Consider the following 19512-nt stretch of genomic DNA (forward strand, 5'->3'; position numbering starts at 1 on the left):
GCGGCGCCCCCCGCCCCCCGCGCCCGGGCGGGGGCCCGCCGCTGCGCCGCCGCGCGGGGGCGGGGCCCCGCCTCAGCGGATGCCGGCCCGCCGCAGCCGCCGTCCCAGATCCCCGGCGACCTCGGTCAGCAACGCGCCCACCCCGGCGACCGCTTCCTCGGTGACCTGGTCGGTCGGCATGGAACAGCTGATCGCGTCGGTGGCCGGGATGCGGTACGGGACGACCGCGGCGGCGCAGCGCACGCCCGGGGTGCCCTCCTCCGTCTCCAGGCCGTAGCCCCGTTCCCGGGTCTCCGCGCAGGCCGCTTCCAGGGCCTCCAGCGTGGTGAGGGTGTTCGGGGTGAGCGCGGGCAGAGGGGCGGGCATCAGCCCGGCGATCTCGTCCTGGGTGAGTTCGGCCAGCAGGACCTTGCCCAGAGCGGTGGCGTGCGCCGGCAGGGTGCGGCCGACGCGCGAGACCAGATGGGCGGAGCGGCGCGACTCCCGGGTCTCCAGATAGACCACCTGGTCGCCGTCGCGGCGCGCGTAGTGGGCGGTGAAACCGGTCTGGTCGCGGACCGTCTCCAGCGCCTCGGTGGCGTACGGGATGACGGGGTCGCGGTCGAGGTAGGCGGTGCCGCAGATGAGGGCGCGCACCCCGAGCCGGTAACCGCCGGCGCCGTCGGTCTCCAGCCAGCCGCACTCGTGGAGGGTGCGCAGCAGGCCGTGCAGGCTGGAGCGCGGGAGTCCGGTGGTGGCGTGGAGCCCGCCGAGCGTCAGCCAGCTGTCGTGCGCCGCGAAGGTCTCCAGCAGATCGATGGCCCGGCGGGCCGATTTCACCCCGGCCGGTTCGGATCTGTCCCCGGCCGGCCCGGTGCGGGCGGCGGCCGGGGTGGCCGGCGGGACGGCCGAGGGGGCGGTCGGTCGCGGCATGGTGCTCCTCTGTCCGAACCGTTGACACGTGATCCACGTCATACTAGCTTCCCCGAACGCCATTCAGGTGTGCGAACTCTGTCCGCCTGAGTGACTCCATTCACATATGTGAAATCTGAGAGGGGTCGCTGCAGTGCACATACTCGACTGGATCATGGTGAGCGGGTACTTCCTGGTGATGGTGGGCATCGGGTGGTGGTCCCACCGGAGAGTCCGCACCGTCCGCGACTTCTACATCGCCGGCCGCAAGATGCCCTGGTGGCTGGCGGGCATCTCGCACCACATGTCGGGCTACAGCGCGGTCATGTTCGTCGCCTTCGCGGGCGTCGCCTACACCGACGGCATCACCGTCTACTTCTGGGCCTTCGCGACCATCGGCATCGGGGTCGGCATCGGCAGCTGGCTCTTCGCCGCCCGGTGGAACCGGCTCTCCTCCCGGCTCGGCGTCGCCTCACCGCTCGAATACCTGGCCCGCCGCTACAACGTCCCCACCCAGCAGGCCCTCGCCTGGAGCGGAAGCCTCCTCAAGGTCTTCGACGTGGCCTCGAAGTGGTTCGCGGTCGCCGTGCTGCTGAACTCCTTCGCCGGGGTGCCGCTGGTGCTCGGCATCGTCATCACCGGCACCGTCACCATGATCTACTGCACCGCGGGCGGCCTGTGGGCGGACGCCCTCACCGACTTCGGGCAGTTCCTCATCCAGGGGCTCGCCGGCCTCGTCATGCTCTGGGTCGTCCTCGGCAAACTCGGCGGGTTCTCCGCCCTGTTCACCTTCTGGGGCGATCTGCCGGAGGGTCACCTCAGCCCCACCACGTCCAAGTACACCACCGTCTTTCTGCTCGTCTACATCCTGGTGAAGACCCTGGAGTACAACGGCGGGATGTGGAACCTGGCGCAGCGCTACATGGCCGCGCCCAGCACCCACGCCGCCCGGCGGGGCGCCGTCCTCTCCTCCGCCCTCTACCTGGTCTGGCCGTTCGTCCTGATGATCCCGATGTTCGCCGCGCCGCTGATCGTCCCCGGCCTGGAGGACCCCACCACCTCCTACGCGGAGATGACGACGACCCTGCTGCCCGCCGGCATGGTCGGCCTGGTCCTGGCCGGATTCTTCTCGCACACCATGGCGATGGTCGCCTCCGACGCCAACGCCATCTCCTCCGTCATCACCCGGGACATGCTCCCCGTGCTGTGGCGCCGGGCGCGCGACTTCTCCGCGGGCGAGAAGCTGCTGGCCGCGCGGATCGCCACCTTCTCCTTCATCACCCTCAGCATGATCGTCGCCACCCAGGCGAAGAACCTCGGCGGCGTCCTGGCCATCGTCGTCTCCTGGGTCGCCGCGCTCATGGGCCCGATCTCCATTCCGCTGCTGCTCGGCATGCTGCCCTGGTTCCGCCGCTGCGGCTCCCGCGCCGCCCTGGCCTCCTGGGCCGCCGGTCTCGCCACCTACGCCCTCGTCTACTACGGACTCGACAGCACGCAGACGACCATCGTCGCCGCGCCCATCCTGGTCTCGCTGGTCCTCTACTCCGGGCTGGGCCTGCTCGCCCCGGAGCCGAGTGTGCGCGCGGACGAGATCATCGACACGGCCGGCCGCAAGGACGAGGACGAGGGCCCCGGCGGCTCCGGAAGCTCGTCCCAGGACCCGGTCGTCGCCGTCTGACGCACGGCCGGCCCGCGCCCGGTACGAGGCCACCGGCCCCGGGGCCCCGGCGCCGGCCCCCCGACCAGAGGAGAGAACGGACCCGATGACGCAGTCCACCCCGGAACTGAACGGCCTGCTGGCCTTTCCGTTCACCCCCTTCACCGACGACCTCGAACTCAACCTCGACGCCTTCGCCGACCACGTCGAGTTCCACGTGGCGGCGGGTGCCGGAGCCCTGTTCGTCGGGTGCGGCACCGGCGAGTTCAGCTCCCTCGCGCCGGACGAGCTGAACGCTCTGGTACGCACCGCACTCGACGTCGCCGGCGGACGGGTCCCCGTCTGGGCCGGGGCCGGAGGCGGCGCCGCGACCGCCCGCGCGGGTGTCGCGGCGGCCGCGGCGGCCGGGGCCGACGGCGTCCTGCTGCTGCCGCCGTACCTCGTCACCGGACCGCCCGCCGGTCTCGTCGCCCATGTCCGGTACGCGGCCGGCGACACCGGCGTGCCGGTCGTCGTCTACCACCGCGCCACCGCCGTCCTCACCGAGAGCTCGGCGGTCTCCCTGCTCTCCGTCCCCTCCGTGATCGGCATCAAGGACGGTCACGGGGACATCGAGCGGATGAGCCGGATCGTCACCGCGGTCCGCGCCGCCGGCGGCCGGGGAGAGGACCTCCTCTTCTTCAACGGGCTGCCCACCGCCGAGATGTCCGCTCGCGCCTACGCCGCCATCGGCGTCGAGCGCTACTCCTCCGCCGTCCACGGCTGCCTGCCCGAGATCGCCCAGCGCTTCCACCGCGCCCTCACCGAGGGCGACGGGGCCACCATGGACACCCTGCTGAACGGCTTCTACCTGCCCCTGGTGGCCCTCCGCGACGAGACCCCGGGCTTCGCCGTCTCCCTGGTCAAGGCCGCCGCCCGGCTGCGCGGCCAGAAGGTGGGACCGGTCCGGCCGCCGCTCGCCGAGCCCACCGAGGGCCAGCTCCGGCGGCTGGAACGGATCCTCGACCACGGCCTCGGCGTCCTGGCCGGTCTGGAGGCGGGCGGCCGATGAGAATACGGGAGGCCGTCCTGACCCCGGTCGCCTTCGCCGACCCACCGCTGCTCAACGCCATGGGCGTCCACGAACCGTACGCGCTCCGCAGCGTGCTGCGGCTCGTCGGCGAGGACGGCGTGACGGGCCTCGGCGAGTCCTACGGCGACGAGGCGTTCCTCACCCAGGCCCGGCGGGTCGCCGAACAGCTCACCGGCTGGGACGTGTTCGACCTGCCGGGCCTGCGCCGCACCGTCGAGCGCGTCGTCGGCGACACCGTGTACACCGATCTGCACGGCCTCACCGGCGGCTTCTCCACCGGCAAGACCCTCGCCGGCGTCTACGCGCTCTTCGAGGTGGCCGCCCTCGACGCCCAGGGGCGGCTCCTCGGCCGCCCGGTCTGCGATCTGCTCGGCGGCCGGGCCCGGGACGAGGTCGAGTTCTCCGCCTACCTCTTCTACAAGTACGGCGCCCACCTGGGCGCGGAGACCGACGACTGGGGCGAGGTGCTCACGCCGGAAGCCCTCGTCGGCGAGGCCCGGCGCATGGTGGAGACCTACGGCTTCCGCTCCCTCAAACTCAAGGGCGGTGTCCTCCCGCCCGCGCAGGAGACCGAGGGCATCCGCGCGCTCGCCGCGGCCTTCCCCGGCCACCCGCTGCGCATCGACCCCAACGGCGCCTGGAAACCGGACACGGCGATCGAGGTGGCCCGCGAACTGGACGGCGTCCTCGAATACCTGGAGGACCCCACCCCCGGCATCGCCGGCATGGCGCGGGTGGCCGAACGGGCGCGCATGCCGCTCGCCACCAATATGTGCGTGGTCCGCTTCGACGACCTCGAACCGGCCATCCGGGCCCGGGCGGTCGGCGTCGTCCTCTCCGACCACCACTTCTGGGGCGGCCTGCGCGACACCCAGGCCCTCTCCGTCCTGTGCCGGTCCTTCGGCATCGGCCTGTCCATGCACTCCAACAGCCATCTCGGGATCAGCCTCGCCGCGATGGTCCACGTGGCCGCCGCGACCCCGCACCTCACCTACGCCTGCGACACCCACTGGCCGTGGAAGGAGACCGACGTCATCGTCCCCGGGGCCCTCCGGTTCCGCGACGGAGCGGTCAGGGTCCCCGAGGGGCCGGGACTCGGCGTCGAACTGGACGAGGACGCCCTCGCCCGCGCCCACGAGGACTACCTCCGGTGCGGCCTGAGGGCGCGTGACGACGCGAGCTACATGCGCCGCTACGTGGGGAGCTTCCGACCGAACACGGAACGGTGGTAGCCACGGCGCACCCCCGTTCCGCCGCGCACGGCGGGAGAGAGCCCAGTGGGAAGGGTGCCCGCCGGGCCGCCGCTTGACCATGACACCGTGTGAGGCCCTGCACTGGGAGGCGTCATGTTCAGTATCGGAGACTTCGCCCGGCACGGCCGCGTCTCGGTCCGCATGCTGCGTCACTACGACGCCCTCGGACTGCTGCGCCCCGCCCGCACCGACCCCTTCACCGGCTACCGCTTCTACGAGGCCGGCCAGCTCACCCGGCTCAACCGCGTCCTCGCCCTCAAGGATCTCGGCTTCACGCTCCGGCAGGTGCGGCAGATCCTCGACGAGGACGTCGGCGCCGGGGAGCTGCGCGGCATGCTCAGGCTCCGCCGCGCGGAACTGGAGGAGGAGGCACACGCGGCGGCGGGCCGGCTGGCCCGGGCCGAGGCGAGGCTCCGTCTCATCGAGAGCGAGGGGCGCATGCCCGCCGATGACATCGTGGTGAAATCCCTTCCCGCGGTCCGTGTGGCCGAACTGACCGCCGAGGCGCCGGGGTTCCGGCCGGAGGACATCGGACCGGTGATCCAGCCGCTCTACCGCGAGCTGCACCAGCGGCTCCGCGCTGCGGGCGTGGCGCCGGCCGGCCCGGACCTCGCCTTCTACGAGGAGCACCCCGGCGGCACGGTCACCGTCCACGCAGCGGCGCCGGTCGCCACCGACCCCGGCGGGGGCCACGGCCTCGCCGTCGTGGACCTCCCGGCGGTGGAGAAGGCGGCGACCGTCGTGCACCGCGGTTCCATGGACGAGGTGATGCCGGCCGTCCAGGCCCTGGCGCGCTGGATCGGCACCAGCGGGCACCGCTCCGCCGGCCCGCCCCGGGAGCTCTACCTCTCCTGTGAGGGCGGACCCGAGGACTGGGTCACCGAACTCCAGGAACCCGTCACCCCCGCCTGACCTTCCGCCGCCCGGCTCCGAGGCCGCCGTCACCGGTCGCGGGCCGGGCGGCCCGCTGCTCTCCGGGCCCCGCCCACCGTGCCCGCCGGGCGGGGGAGCGGCGGGCACGGGACACCGCCGCCTCTCCATGACCATCCTGACCTGCGTAAATGGCTGACTTGAGCGGCTGCTTGTCAAGTTTTCTCGTGCGGTGTATATAAGAAGTGTGTAGGGCATCGCAAGCAGTGCCACACGGAGGGAGATGACCCGTGATGCTCATGCGTACCGACCCGTTCCGCGACCTGGACCGGTTCGCCCAGCAGATGTTCAACAGCGTCAGCCGGCCCGCGGGCATGCCGATGGACGCGTACCGGTCGGGCGAGGACTTCATCGTCCACTTCGACCTTCCGGGGATCGACCCCGAGAGCATCGACCTCGACGTCGAGCGCAACGTCCTCACCGTGCGGGCCGAGCGCCGGTCGCCGGCTCCCGAGGACGCCGAGGTGATCGCCGCCGAGCGTCCCGCCGGAAGCTTCAGCCGGCAGCTCTTCCTCGGCGAGACCCTCGACACCGAGCGGATCGAGGCCTCCTACGAGGCGGGGGTGCTGACTCTCCGGATCCCGGTCGCCGAGCAGGCCAAGCCGCGCAAGATCCAGATTTCGGGCGGCAGTGAGCGCAGGGAGCTCCGTTCCTGAACCGCCGCGGGGTGCCGCGGCCGCGGAGGCGGTCGCGGCACCGTCGTGTGTGCCGTGCCGGGGTGCCGGGAACCGCGCGCTGCGCGGGCCCGGCCGCCATCGGCGTCGTCAGTCGTCCGTGAGGGGAGAAGAGGAGGAGCGCACGCATGCGCTGGAGTGAGTTCACCGAGCGGGTCCGGGAACGCGGGGAGTATCCGAGCCGGCGGGAGGCCGAGCGGGTGACCCGGGTCGTGCTCTCGGCCCTGGGCGGCCAACTCGGCAGGGCCGAGCGGAATCTGCTGGCCCGCCGGCTGCCGCTGGAGGCGGCCCGGCTGCTCGTTACGCAGCGGTCCGCGAACCGGCCGCTCACCGCCGCGGAGTTCGTGGACGGGATCGCCGCCCGCACCGAGGGAGCGACGTCCGCGACGGCCCGCTGGGACACGAGCTCGGTCCTGAGCGTCGTCGCCGATGTGACGGACCATGAGCTGCTGGACCGGATCATCGGCCGGCTGCCCGGCGGCTTCGCCCTGCTGTTCGGCCGGGCACAACTCGTCTGACGCGCCGCCGGCCCGGCCGCCCCGGTCCGCACCGGGACGGCCGGGCCGGCGGTGACCGGCGGGCCCGCCGCGCCGGCGGGCGGCCCGTCAGCCTCTCTCCTCCTGCTCCCCGTTCGCCGCCTCGGGCGCTCTGGGCGCGCGGGCGGCCGTACGGCGCCTCGCGCGGGCCGCGCCCGGTGTTCTCTCCCGCCCGGTCATGTCGATGACGGTCGCGCCGCTGCAGGCCGCGCTCCCGGCTTCTCCCGCGCCCCCGGTCTCCTCCGGGCCCGGCTCCGGGCAGTCGCCGGATCCGGTGCCGGCGGCACGGCCTTGCAGGGCGGCGAGAGCCTGTTCGTAGCTCTCGCCCGTCACCCGCATCCGTATCCGCGCCAGGCGCTGCACTTCTTCGTTCGCCACCCGGAAAGCATAGGCCCTGGAGGCAGCCGCTCCCGGCCGCCGGCCGGGCGGGGCGGCCCGGTCGCCGTCCGGATCCGGCCATGGGCGTCCGCGGTCCGCTCCCGGTGGCGGTTTCCGGACCCCCGGCGCCGGCCGGCCGGTGCGCCGGCATCCGTCCCGTCACCCCGTCGGGCGTAGGGATGCCGCCGCCCGTGCGTCCCCGGCGCGCGGAACGGGCCGGCTGCGGATAGGACAGAGGAGACCGGACCGGGAAGCGCCCGCGGAGGACGGAGGGCATTGCGATGTTCGAGGCCGAGAACATCAGGGACTGGCGTGGTCACGCCGTGCTGGACGCCGAGGGCAACCGGATCGGGGAACTGGAGTCGGTCTACGTCGACACCTCCTCGGACCAGCCGGCGTTCGCGACCGTCTTCGTCGGCCTGCCGACCCGGCGCCGGCTGGCGTTCGTACCGCTCGACGGTGCCACCGTCGGGCCCGGCCATCTCACGGTCCGGGTCCTGAAGAGGCAGGTGAAGAACGCGCCCTCGATCCAGCGGGACGGCGAGCTCCTCGCCGAGGAGGAGGCGGCCGTCTTCGCCCATTACGAACGCCCCTACCAGCACGGGCCCGGCGAGCGCCGGCTGGCCCGGCGCTGAACCCGCCCATCGGAGAGCCCCATGGCCCTGTTCCTGTTCCTGGTCCTCGTCGCGGTCGGACTCGGCATCGCCGGGGTGGTCGTCGAGGGGCTGTTCGTCCTGCTCCTCATCGGGGTGGCCGTCTTCCTCATCAATCTGGTGCTGCTCGGCATGCGGCTGGGCCGGCGGCGGAATCCGCCCCGGCACCGTCTGCCGCGGTGACCGCGGAGCCTCCCGCCGCGGCGCTCCGGCGAGGTGACGGGGCGGCAGCGGAGGGAAGGCCGGGCCCGGTTGTCACTCGGGGGTGGGACAAGGACGGGTCCGGGGCATCCGCGCTTGAGCGCACCTTGGGCACGGTCAATGACGCCGCGAACTGGGTGTCGGAGGTGGCGTTCGAGCACGGTGTGCCGCGTGAGTACGAGCTGCGCAAGCACACCTACCGCGGGCCCGTGACACCAGCTACGCGCACATGGAGCGCGCTCTGAGCTGGGCGCCGGGCAGTTGCCGCCTCGTGCTCTCCGGCGGGGAGCCGATCCCCGTGGAGCGGGCGGAGGCCGACGCGGACGTCGTCATCGCGTCGCTCCCGGGGGAGGAGCTGGAGGCCGGCATCCGGCAGGCCCTGGAGAGCGCGGCGATCGCGGTCACCGATCTGCAGGCGAGCAAGATCCGGGAGATGAACGAGCGGGTGCTGGAGGACCTGCGCCGCAAAGGGCTCATCTGAGCGGGCGGCGGATCACGGGCGGCGGGTCACGGGCGGCGGCCGCCCGGGCGGCGGGAGGCGGGGCCCCCTCCGCCGGCGCGACGCTCTGTGGGGCTCCGGTGCCCGAGGGCGACCGAAGTGGCAGGATCGGACGGTCACTCGGGGGTTCTCCCACTCCTGAAAAGGGGGAACCATGCGCAGCACTCCGGTGATTGCCGACCACGGGCCGGCCTTCCGAGGATGGGTGGCCCGGACCCGGGCGGGGCGGGAGGTCTGCGTCGCTCCGCCCGCCGTCCGTACCGACCCGGCGGCCCGGCAGATCGTTCGGGAACCGGTGACGCGACTCGGAGGAGACTGCACGCTCTGCGCCGGCTGCTTCATCGGGAGGGAGTGACCGGGCGGCCGGTCCCCGCGGACGCTCCGGCGGCAGGGGTGCCCGACGGACTGCCGTGACGACCTGTCCGCCCGGTCCCGCTCGCCGGCGCGCCCTCCGGACGGCCGCCCTGTGCCGTGCCCGGCCCGGGGCGGCTTCGTGCGGGCCGCTCCGGAGGGCCGGGCAGCCGGGCGAAAGCTGTTTGAAGCGGGTGACCCCTGGTACCTCTAGAAGGACATTCACCGCGGACGGTGCGAATCGCCCCGGGCCGGCCGGCTTCCCCGTGGCCGGGACCGGTCATCCGCCCACACAAGGAGTGAGCCATCCCATGCCGTACGGAGCCTTCCTCGCCGCCGTGCGCGAGCGCGGCGGATACAGCCCGGACGAAGCGGACATGGCCACCAGGGCCGTCCTCACCGCGCTGGGCACCCGGCTGACCCCCGATTCCGCGGGCCACCTGGCCGACCAGCTGCCCGAGCCGCTGGCCGACATGATCAATGACGCGGAGGCCGCGGCCCGGGACTGGGGGGCGCGGACCTTCGTCACCCATGTGGCCGAGGCCATCGGGGAGGACGAGGAGAGCGCCGAGGCGGCCACCCGCGCGGTGCTCTCCACGCTGGCCGAACGGATCGGCCGCGGGGAGCGGGACGCCCTCCTCGCCCGGCTGCCGGCCGAGTACGCCGGTCTCTTCGGCCACCCCGAACTGGCCGGCTGACCCGCCGCCCGGCGGTGGTGCGCCGGGCCCCGCCCGGGTTCACCGCGCGTCCTGCCCGGGCCCCTCCCCGCCGCCGCCCCCGGTCTCCGTCCCGGTGCCGGGACGGCCGGCCAGGAAGGTGTGCACGATCCCGCGCTGCCAGCCCGTCACCGGGGCGGTGCGCACCGGTGACAGTCCCGCGCGCAGCAGCCGGCCGCGGAAGGCCTCCGCGGTGTCGAAGTCCAGCACGCTGCGCCACAGATGGCGGTAGAGCGACGCGTCGCCCCGGGGCAGCGACCCGGCCGGGATCACGATTCCCCAGCAGACCGCCGACCAGAGGAGCCGGTGGTACGGGCTTCCCGTCAGCGTGTACTCGTGGACGGCCAGCCGCCCGCCGGGGCGCAGCAGCCCCCGCACCGTCCGCAGCACCGCGTCGGGGTCCGCCGCGTTCCGCACCAGGTAGGCCGCGAAGACGGCGTCGAACGGGCCCTCCGCGCCCGGGCACGGCAGATCCTCCGCCGCGGCGTGGACGAACTCGACGTCCCCGTCCCAGCGCTTCGCGGCCGCCTGCCGCAGCATCCCCGCCGAGACGTCGACGGCCGTGATCCGGGCGCGCGGCGCGGCCGCGAGCAGGGCGGCCGTCGAGGCCCCCGTGCCGCAGCCCAGATCCAGCACGCGCAGGCCCGCCCCCCGCCCGGGCAGCGCGAGCCGGCGCGCGGACAGCCGCAGCTGCCCGTGGTAGCCCGGATTGGCGGCGACGAGACGGTCGTACGAGCCCGAGGCCCGGTCGAAGGCGGCGGCGAGGGCGCTGTTCCGGAGCGTGGTCATGGCCCCAGGGGTCCCCGGGGAGGGCGCCGGTCAAACGGGCGCCGGGTACGGTTTCCGCCCGCCGGTGCGGGGCCCCGCACCGGCGGGCGCACCCGTGGCGGCACGTCAACACAGTAAGCTGCACAGCACAGTTGACGACAGATGACCCCGTCCGGCGCCCGGACGGCGGGGAAGGAGCGGTGGCGCATGGCGGACGCGGAGGAATGGATGCGGACCGGACCCAGGCCACCGGTCGAACTCCGCACCGACCGGCCCCACGCCGCCCGCGTGTACGACGTCCTGCTGGGCGGCAAGACCAACTACCCGGAGGACCGGAAGGCGGCCGAGCAGCTGCTGGAGACCATGCCGGTGGCCGGCCTGGTGGCGCACCAGAACCGCGCCTTCATGCACCGCGCCGTGCGGCATCTGGCCGGGGAGGCCGGGATCCGGCAGTTCCTCGACATCGGGACCGGCATACCGACCCCGCCCAACCTCCACGAGGTCGCCCAGCACACCGACCCCTCCTGCCGGGTCGTCTACACCGACAACGACCCCATCGTGCTGGCCCATTCGCGCGCGCTGCACGAGAGCACCCCCGAGGGCCGCACCGCCTACATCGAGGCGGATCTGTGCGACCCGGACGGCATCCTGGAGCACCCCCGGCTCCGCGCGACGCTCGACCTGGGCAAGCCGGTCGCGGTGACCCTGGTGGCGGTCCTCCACTGGCTTCCGCAGCACGCGGACCCGTACGGCATCGTCGCCCGTCTTCTCCGGGACCTCCCCGCGGGCAGCCACCTGGTGCTCAGCCATGCCACCAACGACTTCGAACCGGCCACGTTGAAAAAGGTTTCGGACAACTTCAGGGCGAAGGGCTCGAACGTCACACCGCGCAGCAAGGACGAGGTGCTGCGCTTCTTCGACGGCCTGGAGCTCGTGGAGCCGGGTCTGACGGTGGTTCAGCGGTGGCGTCCCGATCCGGCCGAAGTGGGCGCGGAGGCCCTCTCGGACACCGACATCCCGCTCTACGTGGGCGTCGCCCGCAAGCCCTGACCCGGCGCACGCCCCGCGCGGAGCGGGAGCGCCGGAGCCCCGTCCTCCGGCTGGTGCCGTGGGCGCGGACGGCTCTACAGTCTCGCGTACGGCATATGACGGCCCGTACGGCGGGACGTTCGGGGGCGGACGCGGAGCCGTGCGGCGGAGGAGGGCTGGGATGACGGGGACCGGCGGCGGGAAGCGGCCCGGCAACCGGGCGGACGACTGGGAGAACGCGGCATGGCGGAAGAGCGGTCGCAGCGCGCCGGGCGGCAACTGCGTGGAACTCGCGGTCCTCTCCGGAGGCCGGATCGCGGTGCGCAACTCCCGTTACCCGGAGGGGCCCGTGCTGGTCTGGAGCCGGGAGGAGATGGCCGCCTTCCTCCGCGGGGCGAAGGACGGCGACTTCGACGCCCTCGCGTGCGGGGAGCAGCCGGCGTGATCCGCCCGGCGACCGCCGGGGGCCCCGCCGCCGGCCGCCGTTCCGCGACCGGGCGGCCGCGCACCGCGCCGGAGGCGCGGGGATGACCCCGGCCACCGGAGCGGACGACGGCTTCCCGGTACGCCGCTATCTGGACCGGCCCGAGGCCGGGCCCACCGTGCTGCGGATCGTGGTCGGCGCCCAGCTGCGGCGGCTGCGCCGGGAACGCGGCATCACCCCGGAGGCGGCCGGCCGCGCCATCCGCGCCTCCCACGCGAAGATCAGCCGCCTCGAACGCGGCCAGGTGGGCTTCAAGCTCCGCGACCTGGAGGACCTGCTCACCCTCTACGGAGTCACCGACCCGGCCGAGCGCGCGGACTACCTCGCCCTCGGCCGCCGGGCCAACCGCCCCGGCTGGTGGCACGAGTACAGCGACGTCCTGGAGGACTGGTTCGAGCTGCACATAGGCCTGGAGGAGTCCGCCTCGCTCATCCGCACCTACGAGGTGCAGTTCCTCCCCGGCCTGCTCCAGACGGAGCCCTACGCGCGGGCCGTGACCCGGCTCGGCTATCCGGACGCCCCCGAGCGGAAGATCGACCGGCTGGTCGAACTGCGGCTCGCCCGGCAGAAGCTGCTCACCCGGCCCGACGCCCCGAAACTCTGGGCGGTCGTGGACGAGGCGGTGCTGCGCCGGCCCTTCGGCGGCCCGGAGGTGATGCGCGCACAGCTGGAGCATCTGCTGGCCGTCACCGAGCTGCCGAGCGTGTCGCTGCAGGTGGCGCCGTTCAGCGTCGGTGCCAACGCCGCCGCCGGGACCCCCGTCACCCTGCTGCGGTTCCGGGAGCCGGACCTGCCGGACAAGGTCTATCTGGAGCAGCTGACCGGCGCGGTGTACCTCGACAAGCGGGAGGACGTCGACCAGTACGCGCTGATCATGGAGCGGCTGTGCGCGGAGGCCGAACCGCCGGAGGAGAGCCGGGAGTTCCTCAGGTCCCTGCTCGGCCGGGACTCCTGAGCGGTGCGCCGTGCTCCGGCCCGGCGCCCGGGGCGGAGGGATCCGCGGAGGGATCCGCCGGGCGCCGCCGCGCGGTACGGGCGTGCCGGGGCCCGTGTCCGCTCAGAGGTGGTCGCGGGGCACCGTCTCGTTCCAGGTGCGGGAGAACACCCGCTCCCCGCCCTCGTAGCCGTCCAGCGTCGCGTGCAGCAGGAACTCCGTCCCGGTGGAGCGGAGCACCGTACGGGTGACGGTCCGCACGTCCCAGTCGTCCCGGCGGAACGTCATCGTCCAGGCCGACTCGCCGCGCACCGATTCGAAGTCGTCGGCGACCGAGTCGTACCGCTCGTAGGCGCGGCGGCTCGCTACGAGGCCGATGTCCTCGTAGCGCACGGTGCCGTTGTCCTTGACGATCTCCAGCGCGGCGTTGTAGCCCACCAGGTCGCGGGAGACGGTCCAGCGCTGCTCCGGCGGGGACAGTTGCGTCGTCTCCAGCGGCGGGGTGCCCTCCGGCTCGTCGAAGGGCCGTGCCGTCACCTCGTCCGGCTCGGCGGCGGGCCGCACCGGCAGTGTCAGCGCACTGGTGCCGGAGTGCACCGTCAGCAGCACCGGCCGCGGCGGCGGCCAGGCCAGCGGCCAGTACGAGGTGGACAGCGACAGCCGGATCCGGTGCCCCGGCGGGAAGGCCTGCGCCGTGCCGTTGAGCTGCACCACCGCCCGGTAGCGCTCCCCGGGCACCAGCGGCTCCGGCGCGGCCCGGCCGTCCCGGCGGGTCAGGTTCAGCAGCCCGTAGCTGACACGGGTGGCGCGGCCGTCCGGCGCCACGTCCGACAGCCGCGCCGCGACCATCGCCACCGGCTCGCTGACGGACAGGTCGAGTTCCACCGCCGGCGCGCCCAGGATCTCCAGCCGCTCGGGCAGCGGGTCGGTGTCGAAGACCATCGACCCGCCGTCCTCCTCCCGCTGGTCGTAGGGGAGGTCCGGCGGCGCGTTGTACGAGGCCCACTTGCCGGCGAACTGCCCGACGGACAGCGGCGACTGCACCGTCATCTCCGCCCCGTCGGGAACCGTATCGCCCGGTGCGCCGATCCGGTGCGGGCTCAGCGGGTGGGACAGCCGCTCGACGTGCGGCGAGGGCCAGGCCGGCTCGCCGACCCAGCGGCCGGGGCGCTCCTCGTAGGACGTGGAGGGCGGCACGCTGTCCTGCATCCAGGCGCGCAGCATCGGCCCGTCCATGGCCCCGTTGTCCCTGTCCTTGAGCCAGTGGTCCCACCAGCGGACGACCTCCTGGAGGTAGCCGATGGCCGGGCCCGGCTCGCCCAGGTGCGGATACTTGTGCGACCAGGGGCCGATCAGTCCCCGGCGCGGGACGTCCAGGTTCGCCAGCAGCCGCGTCACGGCGTTGGAGTAGCCGTCCGCCCAGCCGCTGGACGCCAGCACCGGCACCCGGACGGCGGAGTAGTCCTCGCAGACCGAGGCGTGCCGCCAGTAGTCGTCGCGCCGCTGGTGGCGCAGCCACTCCGCGGCCCAGGGGCGGGCGCTCTCCAGCCGCTCCCGCCACATGTCGCGCCAGCGGTCCCCCACGAGCGCGGGGTCCGGGGGACAGGTGGCGTAGGCGAACATGGTGCCCGCCTCGGCCAGGTTGTCCGAGAGCAGACAGCCGCCCATGTAGTGCATGTCGTCGGCGTAGCGGTCGTCGGTGAAGGACGCGATGACGATCGCCCGGAGGCTGGGCGGCCGGCGGGCCGCGACCTGGAGGGCGCTGAAGGCCCCCCAGGAGATGCCCATCATGCCGGTGCGGCCGTCGCACCAGGGCTGGCCGGCGAGCCAGGCGAGAACGTCCTCGGCGTCGGTCTGCTCGACCTCCAGGTACTCGTCGGTGAGCACGCCCTCGGACTCGCCGGTGCCGCGGATGTCCACCCGCACACAGGCATAGCCGTGGCCGGCCATGTAGGGGTGGTGGAGGGAGTCGCGCACGGAGCTGAGGTCGCGCTTGCGGTACGGGATGTACTCCAGCACCGCGGGCACCGGCTCGTCGTCCGAGGCGGTGGGCCGCCAGATCCGGGCCGACAGCCGGGTGCCGTCCGACACCGGGATCCGGACGTGCTCCTCTTCCTTGGTCGCGCAGGGCAGGCTGGTGACGGCTCGCATGAATCAGTCGCGCTCCTCCCCGGGTGCGGCGTCGAACGCGAAGGGAAGCGCCGCCACACACCGGTCGTACTTCTCGCACAGCTCCTTCTCGCTGTCCGCGCCGATGAAGAGATGGGCGAGTTCGAAGCTGTAGCTGTCCTGGCCCGGGAGGTCCGAGAGCCGCTGTCCCTGCTCCGGCACGATCTCGATCTTCACCCCGGGGATCTCCTCCTGCAGCCGCTCGATCTCCTCCCCGGTCGGCACCCGCCGCGCCACCCCGTCCTCGAAGCGCCGGTAGTACCACTTGGCGGCCACCTCGTAGGGTCCCTCGCCCTGCGGCAGGCGCGGATCCCGCCCGAGGGCCAGGCTGAGCATGCAGTGGTGGTTGGGCACTCCGTCGACGTACTCGAACATCTCGGCGTGCGACTGCGAATGCCGCGGGTTGACCTCCAGCAGATTCAGCTCGCCGGTCCCCCGGTCGTAGAAGTACTCGATGCTGAACGTCGCGGAATCCATGCCGATCTGCGTGATGACCCGCCTCGACACGTCCTTGATCCGCTCCACGACGGACTCGGGCAGCAGCTGGGAGGGGTACTGGTGGCGGAGGAAGGAGGGGGAGTCCGGGTAGTTCACGGAGTCGAGGACCCCGTACACGGTGACCTCGCCGTTGTGGACGTACCCCTCGGCGGCGAACTGCTCACCGCTGAGCGACTCCTCGGCCAGGCACGCCTGCCCGCCCGCCTCCTCGATCTCCGCCGGCAGCTCCAGCCGGTCGAGGATGTACTCGAAGGGCTTGCCGACCCGGGAGATGCCCTCGCGGATCTCACCGATCGCCTTGCGGAACTCCGCGTCGTCCTTGACGCCGAAGGCCAGTTCGGAGGAGAAGGACTTGACCGGCTTGAGCCACATCGGGAAGGACAGGCCCGCCGGCGGCCCGGGGTCCGAGAAGGGGTCCAGCACCGCGAACCGCGGGTGCTCGTCGATGACCTTCTGCTGCTCCAGCCGGCTCCAGTACTTGTGCTCGCATGTGACGATGGATTCCAGGCTGGTGCTGTGCAGCCCGTAGCGTTCGCACAGAATGGGCACGAGCGTGCTCACCGGGAAGTCCCAGTAGCCCACGATGGCGTCGATGCTTCCCTCGAAGGCGTCCAGTTCCGCCTGGGCCTTCTCGATCAGTTCCACCACGGGAATGTCGCCGATCTGGAGTTCCTCGATGGTCAGCAGGGGATGGAAACGGTAATTCACGGCCAGGGGCACGTCGCGGAGCGTGTCCAGGTTCCCCTCGTCCATCCCGATGACGAAAACATTCGCTTGGCTCACCGTTCCTCCGCCCTGTGGGAATCGCCGTATGAACCGTGCGGCTACCCCGGCGGTCACGGCGCAATCTTCCCGGTCAGCGGCCCGCCCCGCGGCTCCGCCCGCCCGGCCCCGCGCGGGCGAACGTAGGATCGAGACCATGGAACAGCGAGTACTGGGCAGGACGGGCCGCGAAGTGTCCGTCGTCGGACTGGGAACGTGGCAGCTCGGAGCGGACTGGGGCGAGGTCCGGGAGGAGGACGCCCTCGCCGTGCTGGACGCCGCGGTGGAATCCGGCGTCACCTTCTTCGACACGGCCGACGTGTACGGCGACGGACGCAGCGAGCAGCTGATCGGCCGGTACCTCCGCGAGCGCCCCGACGCCGGGATCTTCACCGCCACCAAGATGGGCCGCCGGGCGGAACAGCTTCCGGCGCACTACAACCTCGACAACTTCCGTGCCTGGACCGACCGTTCACGGGCCAACCTGGGGGTCGACACCCTCGACCTGGTGCAGCTCCACTGCCCGCCCACCCCGGTGTACTCCTCGGACGCCGTGTTCGACGCCCTCGACACCCTGGTGGCCGAGAAGCGGGTGGCCGCGTACGCGGTGAGTGTGGAGACCTGCGAGGAGGCCCTGACCGCGATCGCCCGTCCGGGGACGGCGAGCGTGCAGATCATCCTCAACCCGTTCCGGCTCAAGCCGCTGGAGCGGGTGCTCCCCGCGGCCGCCGACGCGGGCGTCGGCATCATCGCCCGGGTGCCGCTGGCGTCCGGCCTGCTGTCCGGCCGCTACACCCGGGACACCGTCTTCTCCGCGGACGACCACCGGACGTACAACCGCCACGGGGAGGCGTTCGACCAGGGCGAGACCTTCTCGGGCGTGGACTTCACCACCGGGGTCGAAGCCGCCGCCGAGTTCGCGGAACTGGCCCCCGAGGGTGCCACACCGGCCCAGACGGCGCTCCGCTGGATCATCCAGCAGCCCGGTGTCACCTCGGTGATCCCCGGCGCCCGTTCGCCCGAGCAGGCGCGGGCGAACGCGGAGGCCGCGGCGCTGCCGTCCCTGCCGCAGGCCACGCTGGACGCCGTCCGCGAGCTGTACGACCGCCGGATCCGCGCGCAGGTGCACAGCCGCTGGTGACCGCACCGGGCCGCCCGCCCCGCCCGTTCCGCTCCCGTCCGGTGGGCACGGGCCGACGGGAGCGGGGCGGCGGGCCGGTCCGCCGGCCGGGCGCTCCGGGCGCGGCCGCACCCCCGGCGCCCGTCAGAGCCGGGTGCGGGAACCACCCGGCCCGCCGCGGGACACCAGGGACGCGATCCTGGCAGCCGCCCCCGGCGCCCGCGGCCGGCCGGATTCCCCGGCGTCCGCGGGGGCGGACCGCTCGGCGGCGCCGGCGATGTTCCGCGCCATGCCCCCGAACACCAGGGCGTGGAAAGGGGAGACCCCCCACCAGTAGAGACGGCCGGCGAAGCCGTGCGGGTGGAAGAGCGCGCGCTGCCGGTAGACGGTGCGATCCCGGTCGTCGAGTCCGGCCGTCATGTCCAGCCACGCGAGCCCCGGCAGGCGCATCTCCGCGCGCAGCCGCAGCAGCCGGCCCGGCTCGATCTCCTCGACCCGCCAGAAGTCGAGCGAGTCCCCCACGCGCAGCCGGTCCGGATCGCGCCGCCCGCGCCGCAGCCCGACTCCGCCGACGGCCCGGTCGGCCCAGCCCCGCACGGCCCACGCCAGGGGGAAGGAGTACCAGCCGTTCTCGCCGCCGATCCCCTCGATCACCCGCCACAGGGCCTCGGGCGAGGCCTCGACGAGCCGCTCCCGGTGGTCCGTGTAGAGGTCGCCGCCGGCCCAGTCCGGGTCGGTCGGCAGCGGGTCGCTGGGGGCGCCCGGGACGGAGGCGGAGGACCACCGTGTGGCGACATCCGCCTCCTTGACCCGCTGGAGGGCCAGCTCCAGTGCCTGCCGGAAACCGGTCAGCCCGTCCGGCGGGTCCGGAACGCAGCGGGCGATGTCGTGCTCGTGGCAGACGACCTCGTGGCGCAGTGACTCGGTGAGCGGACGGGCGAGCCGCCCGGGAACGGGGGTGACCAGCCCGATCCAGTGGCTGGAGAGCCCGGGGGTCAGCAGCGGCAGGGGCACGACGAGCCGCCGGGGCAGCCCGGCCGTCCGCGCGTACTGCCGCATCATCTCCCGGTACGTCGTCACCTCGGGCCCGCCGATGTCGAAGGCGCGGTTCACCCCGGCGGGGAGCCGGGCGCAGCCCACGAGGTACCGCAGCACGTCGCGTACGGCGATGGGCTGGATCCGGGTGCGGACCCAGCGGGGCGTGACCATCACCGGCAGCCGCTCGGTGAGGTGCCGCAGCATCTCGAAGGAGGCCGAGCCCGAGCCGATGACGACCGCCGCCCGCAGGACCACCGCCGGGACCTCGCCGTCCAGGAGGATCCGGCCCACTTCGGCACGGGACCGCAGATGCGGTGAGAGCTCCCGCTCGGGCACCCCCGCAGGGGTCAGCCCGCCCAGGTAGACGATGCGCGAGACACCGGCGCGGCGCGCCTCCTCGGCGAAGATCCGGGCCGCGCGGCGGTCCGTCTCCTCGAACCCGGAACCGGCGCCGAGGGCGTGCACGAGGTAGTAGGCCACGTCCACCCCGTTCATCGCGGCCCGTACCGACTCCGCGTCGGTCACGTCGCCCCGTACGGCCTCGGTCCGCCCCGCCCAGGGGTGGTCGCGGAGTTTGGCCGGGGTGCGGGCCAGACAGCGCACGGTGAACCCCCCGGCCAGCAGCTCCGGAACCAGCCGCCCGCCGATGTACCCGGTGGCCCCCGTCACCAGGCAGCGCGGCGCGGGGGGAGACTCCCGCTCCGTCCCCGTCCCCGTCCCCATGTCGGCCTCCCGGAGTCGGCCCGCCGCGGGCGGGAGCGGCGGGTGTCGGTCGCGGACGCGGGCGGGCGTGCCGCGCCCCCACTCTGGCACGCCCGGCGGGGAACGCCAGCCCGGCGTTTCCGAACGGGGGAGGACGGCGAAGGAGCGGCGGCGGAGAGCCGGCCGGGCGCGCGGGG

The 19512-nt window shown here is 73.5% G+C and carries 21 protein-coding genes; 15 read left to right on the top strand and 6 right to left on the bottom strand.

Features of this window, described 5'->3' with window-relative positions:
* Positions 1-72: 72 nt before the first annotated feature.
* Positions 73-912, bottom strand: a complete 840-nt coding sequence (locus KBZ10_RS18105; RefSeq protein ID WP_210988687.1) for an IclR family transcriptional regulator — start codon at positions 910-912, stop codon at positions 73-75.
* A 133-nt stretch (positions 913-1045) separates the two neighbouring features.
* Here KBZ10_RS18105 and KBZ10_RS18110 point away from each other — a divergent pair, with 133 nt between their 5' ends.
* The 6 genes from KBZ10_RS18110 to KBZ10_RS18135 all read left to right on the top strand — a co-directional run bounded on the left by KBZ10_RS18110 (position 1046) and on the right by KBZ10_RS18135 (position 6995).
* The gene (locus KBZ10_RS18110) at positions 1046-2569 is read left to right on the top strand and encodes a sodium:solute symporter family protein (RefSeq protein ID WP_210988688.1); all 1524 of its coding nucleotides are present in this window, start codon (positions 1046-1048) and stop codon (positions 2567-2569) included.
* An 85-nt stretch (positions 2570-2654) separates the two neighbouring features.
* Positions 2655-3599 (top strand): 5-dehydro-4-deoxyglucarate dehydratase, encoded by a 945-nt coding sequence (locus KBZ10_RS18115; protein ID WP_210988689.1) that lies wholly within the window; start codon positions 2655-2657, stop codon positions 3597-3599.
* On the top strand, positions 3596-4852 hold the full coding sequence (locus tag KBZ10_RS18120) for a glucarate dehydratase family protein (protein WP_210988690.1): 1257 nt from the start codon (positions 3596-3598) through the stop codon (positions 4850-4852). The genes KBZ10_RS18115 and KBZ10_RS18120 overlap by 4 nt, the downstream gene beginning before the upstream one ends.
* A 114-nt stretch (positions 4853-4966) precedes the next feature.
* Positions 4967-5785: a MerR family transcriptional regulator gene (locus tag KBZ10_RS18125; RefSeq protein WP_210988691.1), complete on the top strand. Its 819-nt coding sequence runs from the start codon at positions 4967-4969 to the stop codon at positions 5783-5785.
* Positions 5786-6036: 251 nt separating this feature from the next.
* Positions 6037-6459 carry an Hsp20/alpha crystallin family protein gene (locus KBZ10_RS18130; protein WP_210988692.1) on the top strand — a complete coding sequence of 141 codons (423 nt, stop codon included), beginning with the start codon at positions 6037-6039 and terminating at the stop codon, positions 6457-6459.
* A gap of 146 nt (positions 6460-6605) precedes the next feature.
* Entirely contained in the window at positions 6606-6995 is a 390-nt protein-coding gene (locus tag KBZ10_RS18135; protein WP_210988693.1) for a DUF2267 domain-containing protein, read from the top strand.
* Between the two features lie 87 nt (positions 6996-7082).
* Here the strand turns inward: KBZ10_RS18135 and KBZ10_RS18140 are convergent, their stop codons facing one another.
* Positions 7083-7391, bottom strand: a complete 309-nt coding sequence (locus KBZ10_RS18140; protein ID WP_210988694.1) for a hypothetical protein — start codon at positions 7389-7391, stop codon at positions 7083-7085.
* 281 nt (positions 7392-7672) lie between these two features.
* On the opposite strand from KBZ10_RS18140, the gene KBZ10_RS18145 reads away from it, so the two are divergent.
* The 5 genes from KBZ10_RS18145 (at position 7673) to KBZ10_RS18165 (ending at position 9793) form a co-directional block, all read left to right on the top strand.
* The gene (locus tag KBZ10_RS18145) at positions 7673-8026 is read left to right on the top strand and encodes a PRC-barrel domain-containing protein (protein ID WP_210988695.1); all 354 of its coding nucleotides are present in this window, start codon (positions 7673-7675) and stop codon (positions 8024-8026) included.
* A 21-nt stretch (positions 8027-8047) separates the two neighbouring features.
* Positions 8048-8227 carry a hypothetical protein gene (locus KBZ10_RS18150; RefSeq protein ID WP_210988696.1) on the top strand — a complete coding sequence of 60 codons (180 nt, stop codon included), beginning with the start codon at positions 8048-8050 and terminating at the stop codon, positions 8225-8227.
* Between the two features lie 125 nt (positions 8228-8352).
* Positions 8353-8490, top strand: coding sequence for a hypothetical protein (locus tag KBZ10_RS18155; protein ID WP_210988793.1), 138 nt, complete (start codon positions 8353-8355; stop codon positions 8488-8490).
* Entirely contained in the window at positions 8475-8726 is a 252-nt protein-coding gene (locus KBZ10_RS18160; RefSeq protein WP_210988697.1) for a hypothetical protein, read from the top strand. The genes KBZ10_RS18155 and KBZ10_RS18160 overlap by 16 nt, the downstream gene beginning before the upstream one ends.
* Before the next feature lie 680 nt (positions 8727-9406).
* Complete coding sequence (locus KBZ10_RS18165) at positions 9407-9793, top strand: DUF2267 domain-containing protein (protein WP_210988698.1); 387 nt, start codon at positions 9407-9409, stop codon at positions 9791-9793.
* A gap of 39 nt (positions 9794-9832) precedes the next feature.
* Here the strand turns inward: KBZ10_RS18165 and KBZ10_RS18170 are convergent, their stop codons facing one another.
* Positions 9833-10600 carry a class I SAM-dependent methyltransferase gene (locus KBZ10_RS18170; protein ID WP_210988699.1) on the bottom strand — a complete coding sequence of 256 codons (768 nt, stop codon included), beginning with the start codon at positions 10598-10600 and terminating at the stop codon, positions 9833-9835.
* A 186-nt stretch (positions 10601-10786) separates the two neighbouring features.
* On the opposite strand from KBZ10_RS18170, the gene KBZ10_RS18175 reads away from it, so the two are divergent.
* From KBZ10_RS18175 to KBZ10_RS18185, 3 genes are all read left to right on the top strand, one after another.
* Complete coding sequence (locus KBZ10_RS18175) at positions 10787-11629, top strand: SAM-dependent methyltransferase (RefSeq protein WP_210988700.1); 843 nt, start codon at positions 10787-10789, stop codon at positions 11627-11629.
* A 160-nt stretch (positions 11630-11789) separates the two neighbouring features.
* Positions 11790-12053, top strand: a complete 264-nt coding sequence (locus KBZ10_RS18180) for a DUF397 domain-containing protein (protein WP_210988701.1) — start codon at positions 11790-11792, stop codon at positions 12051-12053.
* Between the two features lie 82 nt (positions 12054-12135).
* Positions 12136-13047 carry a helix-turn-helix transcriptional regulator gene (locus KBZ10_RS18185; protein ID WP_210988702.1) on the top strand — a complete coding sequence of 304 codons (912 nt, stop codon included), beginning with the start codon at positions 12136-12138 and terminating at the stop codon, positions 13045-13047.
* A gap of 102 nt (positions 13048-13149) precedes the next feature.
* Here KBZ10_RS18185 and KBZ10_RS18190 read toward each other — a convergent pair whose 3' ends face one another.
* Together KBZ10_RS18190 and KBZ10_RS18195 are read right to left on the bottom strand one after the other, a co-directional pair.
* Positions 13150-15177: a CocE/NonD family hydrolase gene (locus tag KBZ10_RS18190; RefSeq protein WP_210988703.1), complete on the bottom strand. Its 2028-nt coding sequence runs from the start codon at positions 15175-15177 to the stop codon at positions 13150-13152.
* A 3-nt stretch (positions 15178-15180) separates the two neighbouring features.
* The gene (locus tag KBZ10_RS18195) at positions 15181-16446 is read right to left on the bottom strand and encodes an acetyl-CoA carboxylase biotin carboxylase subunit family protein (protein ID WP_210988785.1); all 1266 of its coding nucleotides are present in this window, start codon (positions 16444-16446) and stop codon (positions 15181-15183) included.
* Positions 16447-16612: 166 nt separating this feature from the next.
* Here KBZ10_RS18195 and KBZ10_RS18200 point away from each other — a divergent pair, with 166 nt between their 5' ends.
* On the top strand, positions 16613-17596 hold the full coding sequence (locus KBZ10_RS18200; protein ID WP_210988704.1) for an aldo/keto reductase: 984 nt from the start codon (positions 16613-16615) through the stop codon (positions 17594-17596).
* A gap of 123 nt (positions 17597-17719) precedes the next feature.
* On the opposite strand, the gene KBZ10_RS18205 is transcribed toward KBZ10_RS18200, so the two are convergent.
* Entirely contained in the window at positions 17720-19336 is a 1617-nt protein-coding gene (locus KBZ10_RS18205; protein ID WP_210988705.1) for an SDR family oxidoreductase, read from the bottom strand.
* Positions 19337-19512: the final 176 nt, after the last annotated feature.

Source organism: Streptomyces sp. F63 (genome assembly GCF_018070345.1).
Lineage (GTDB): Bacteria > Actinomycetota > Actinomycetes > Streptomycetales > Streptomycetaceae > Streptomyces.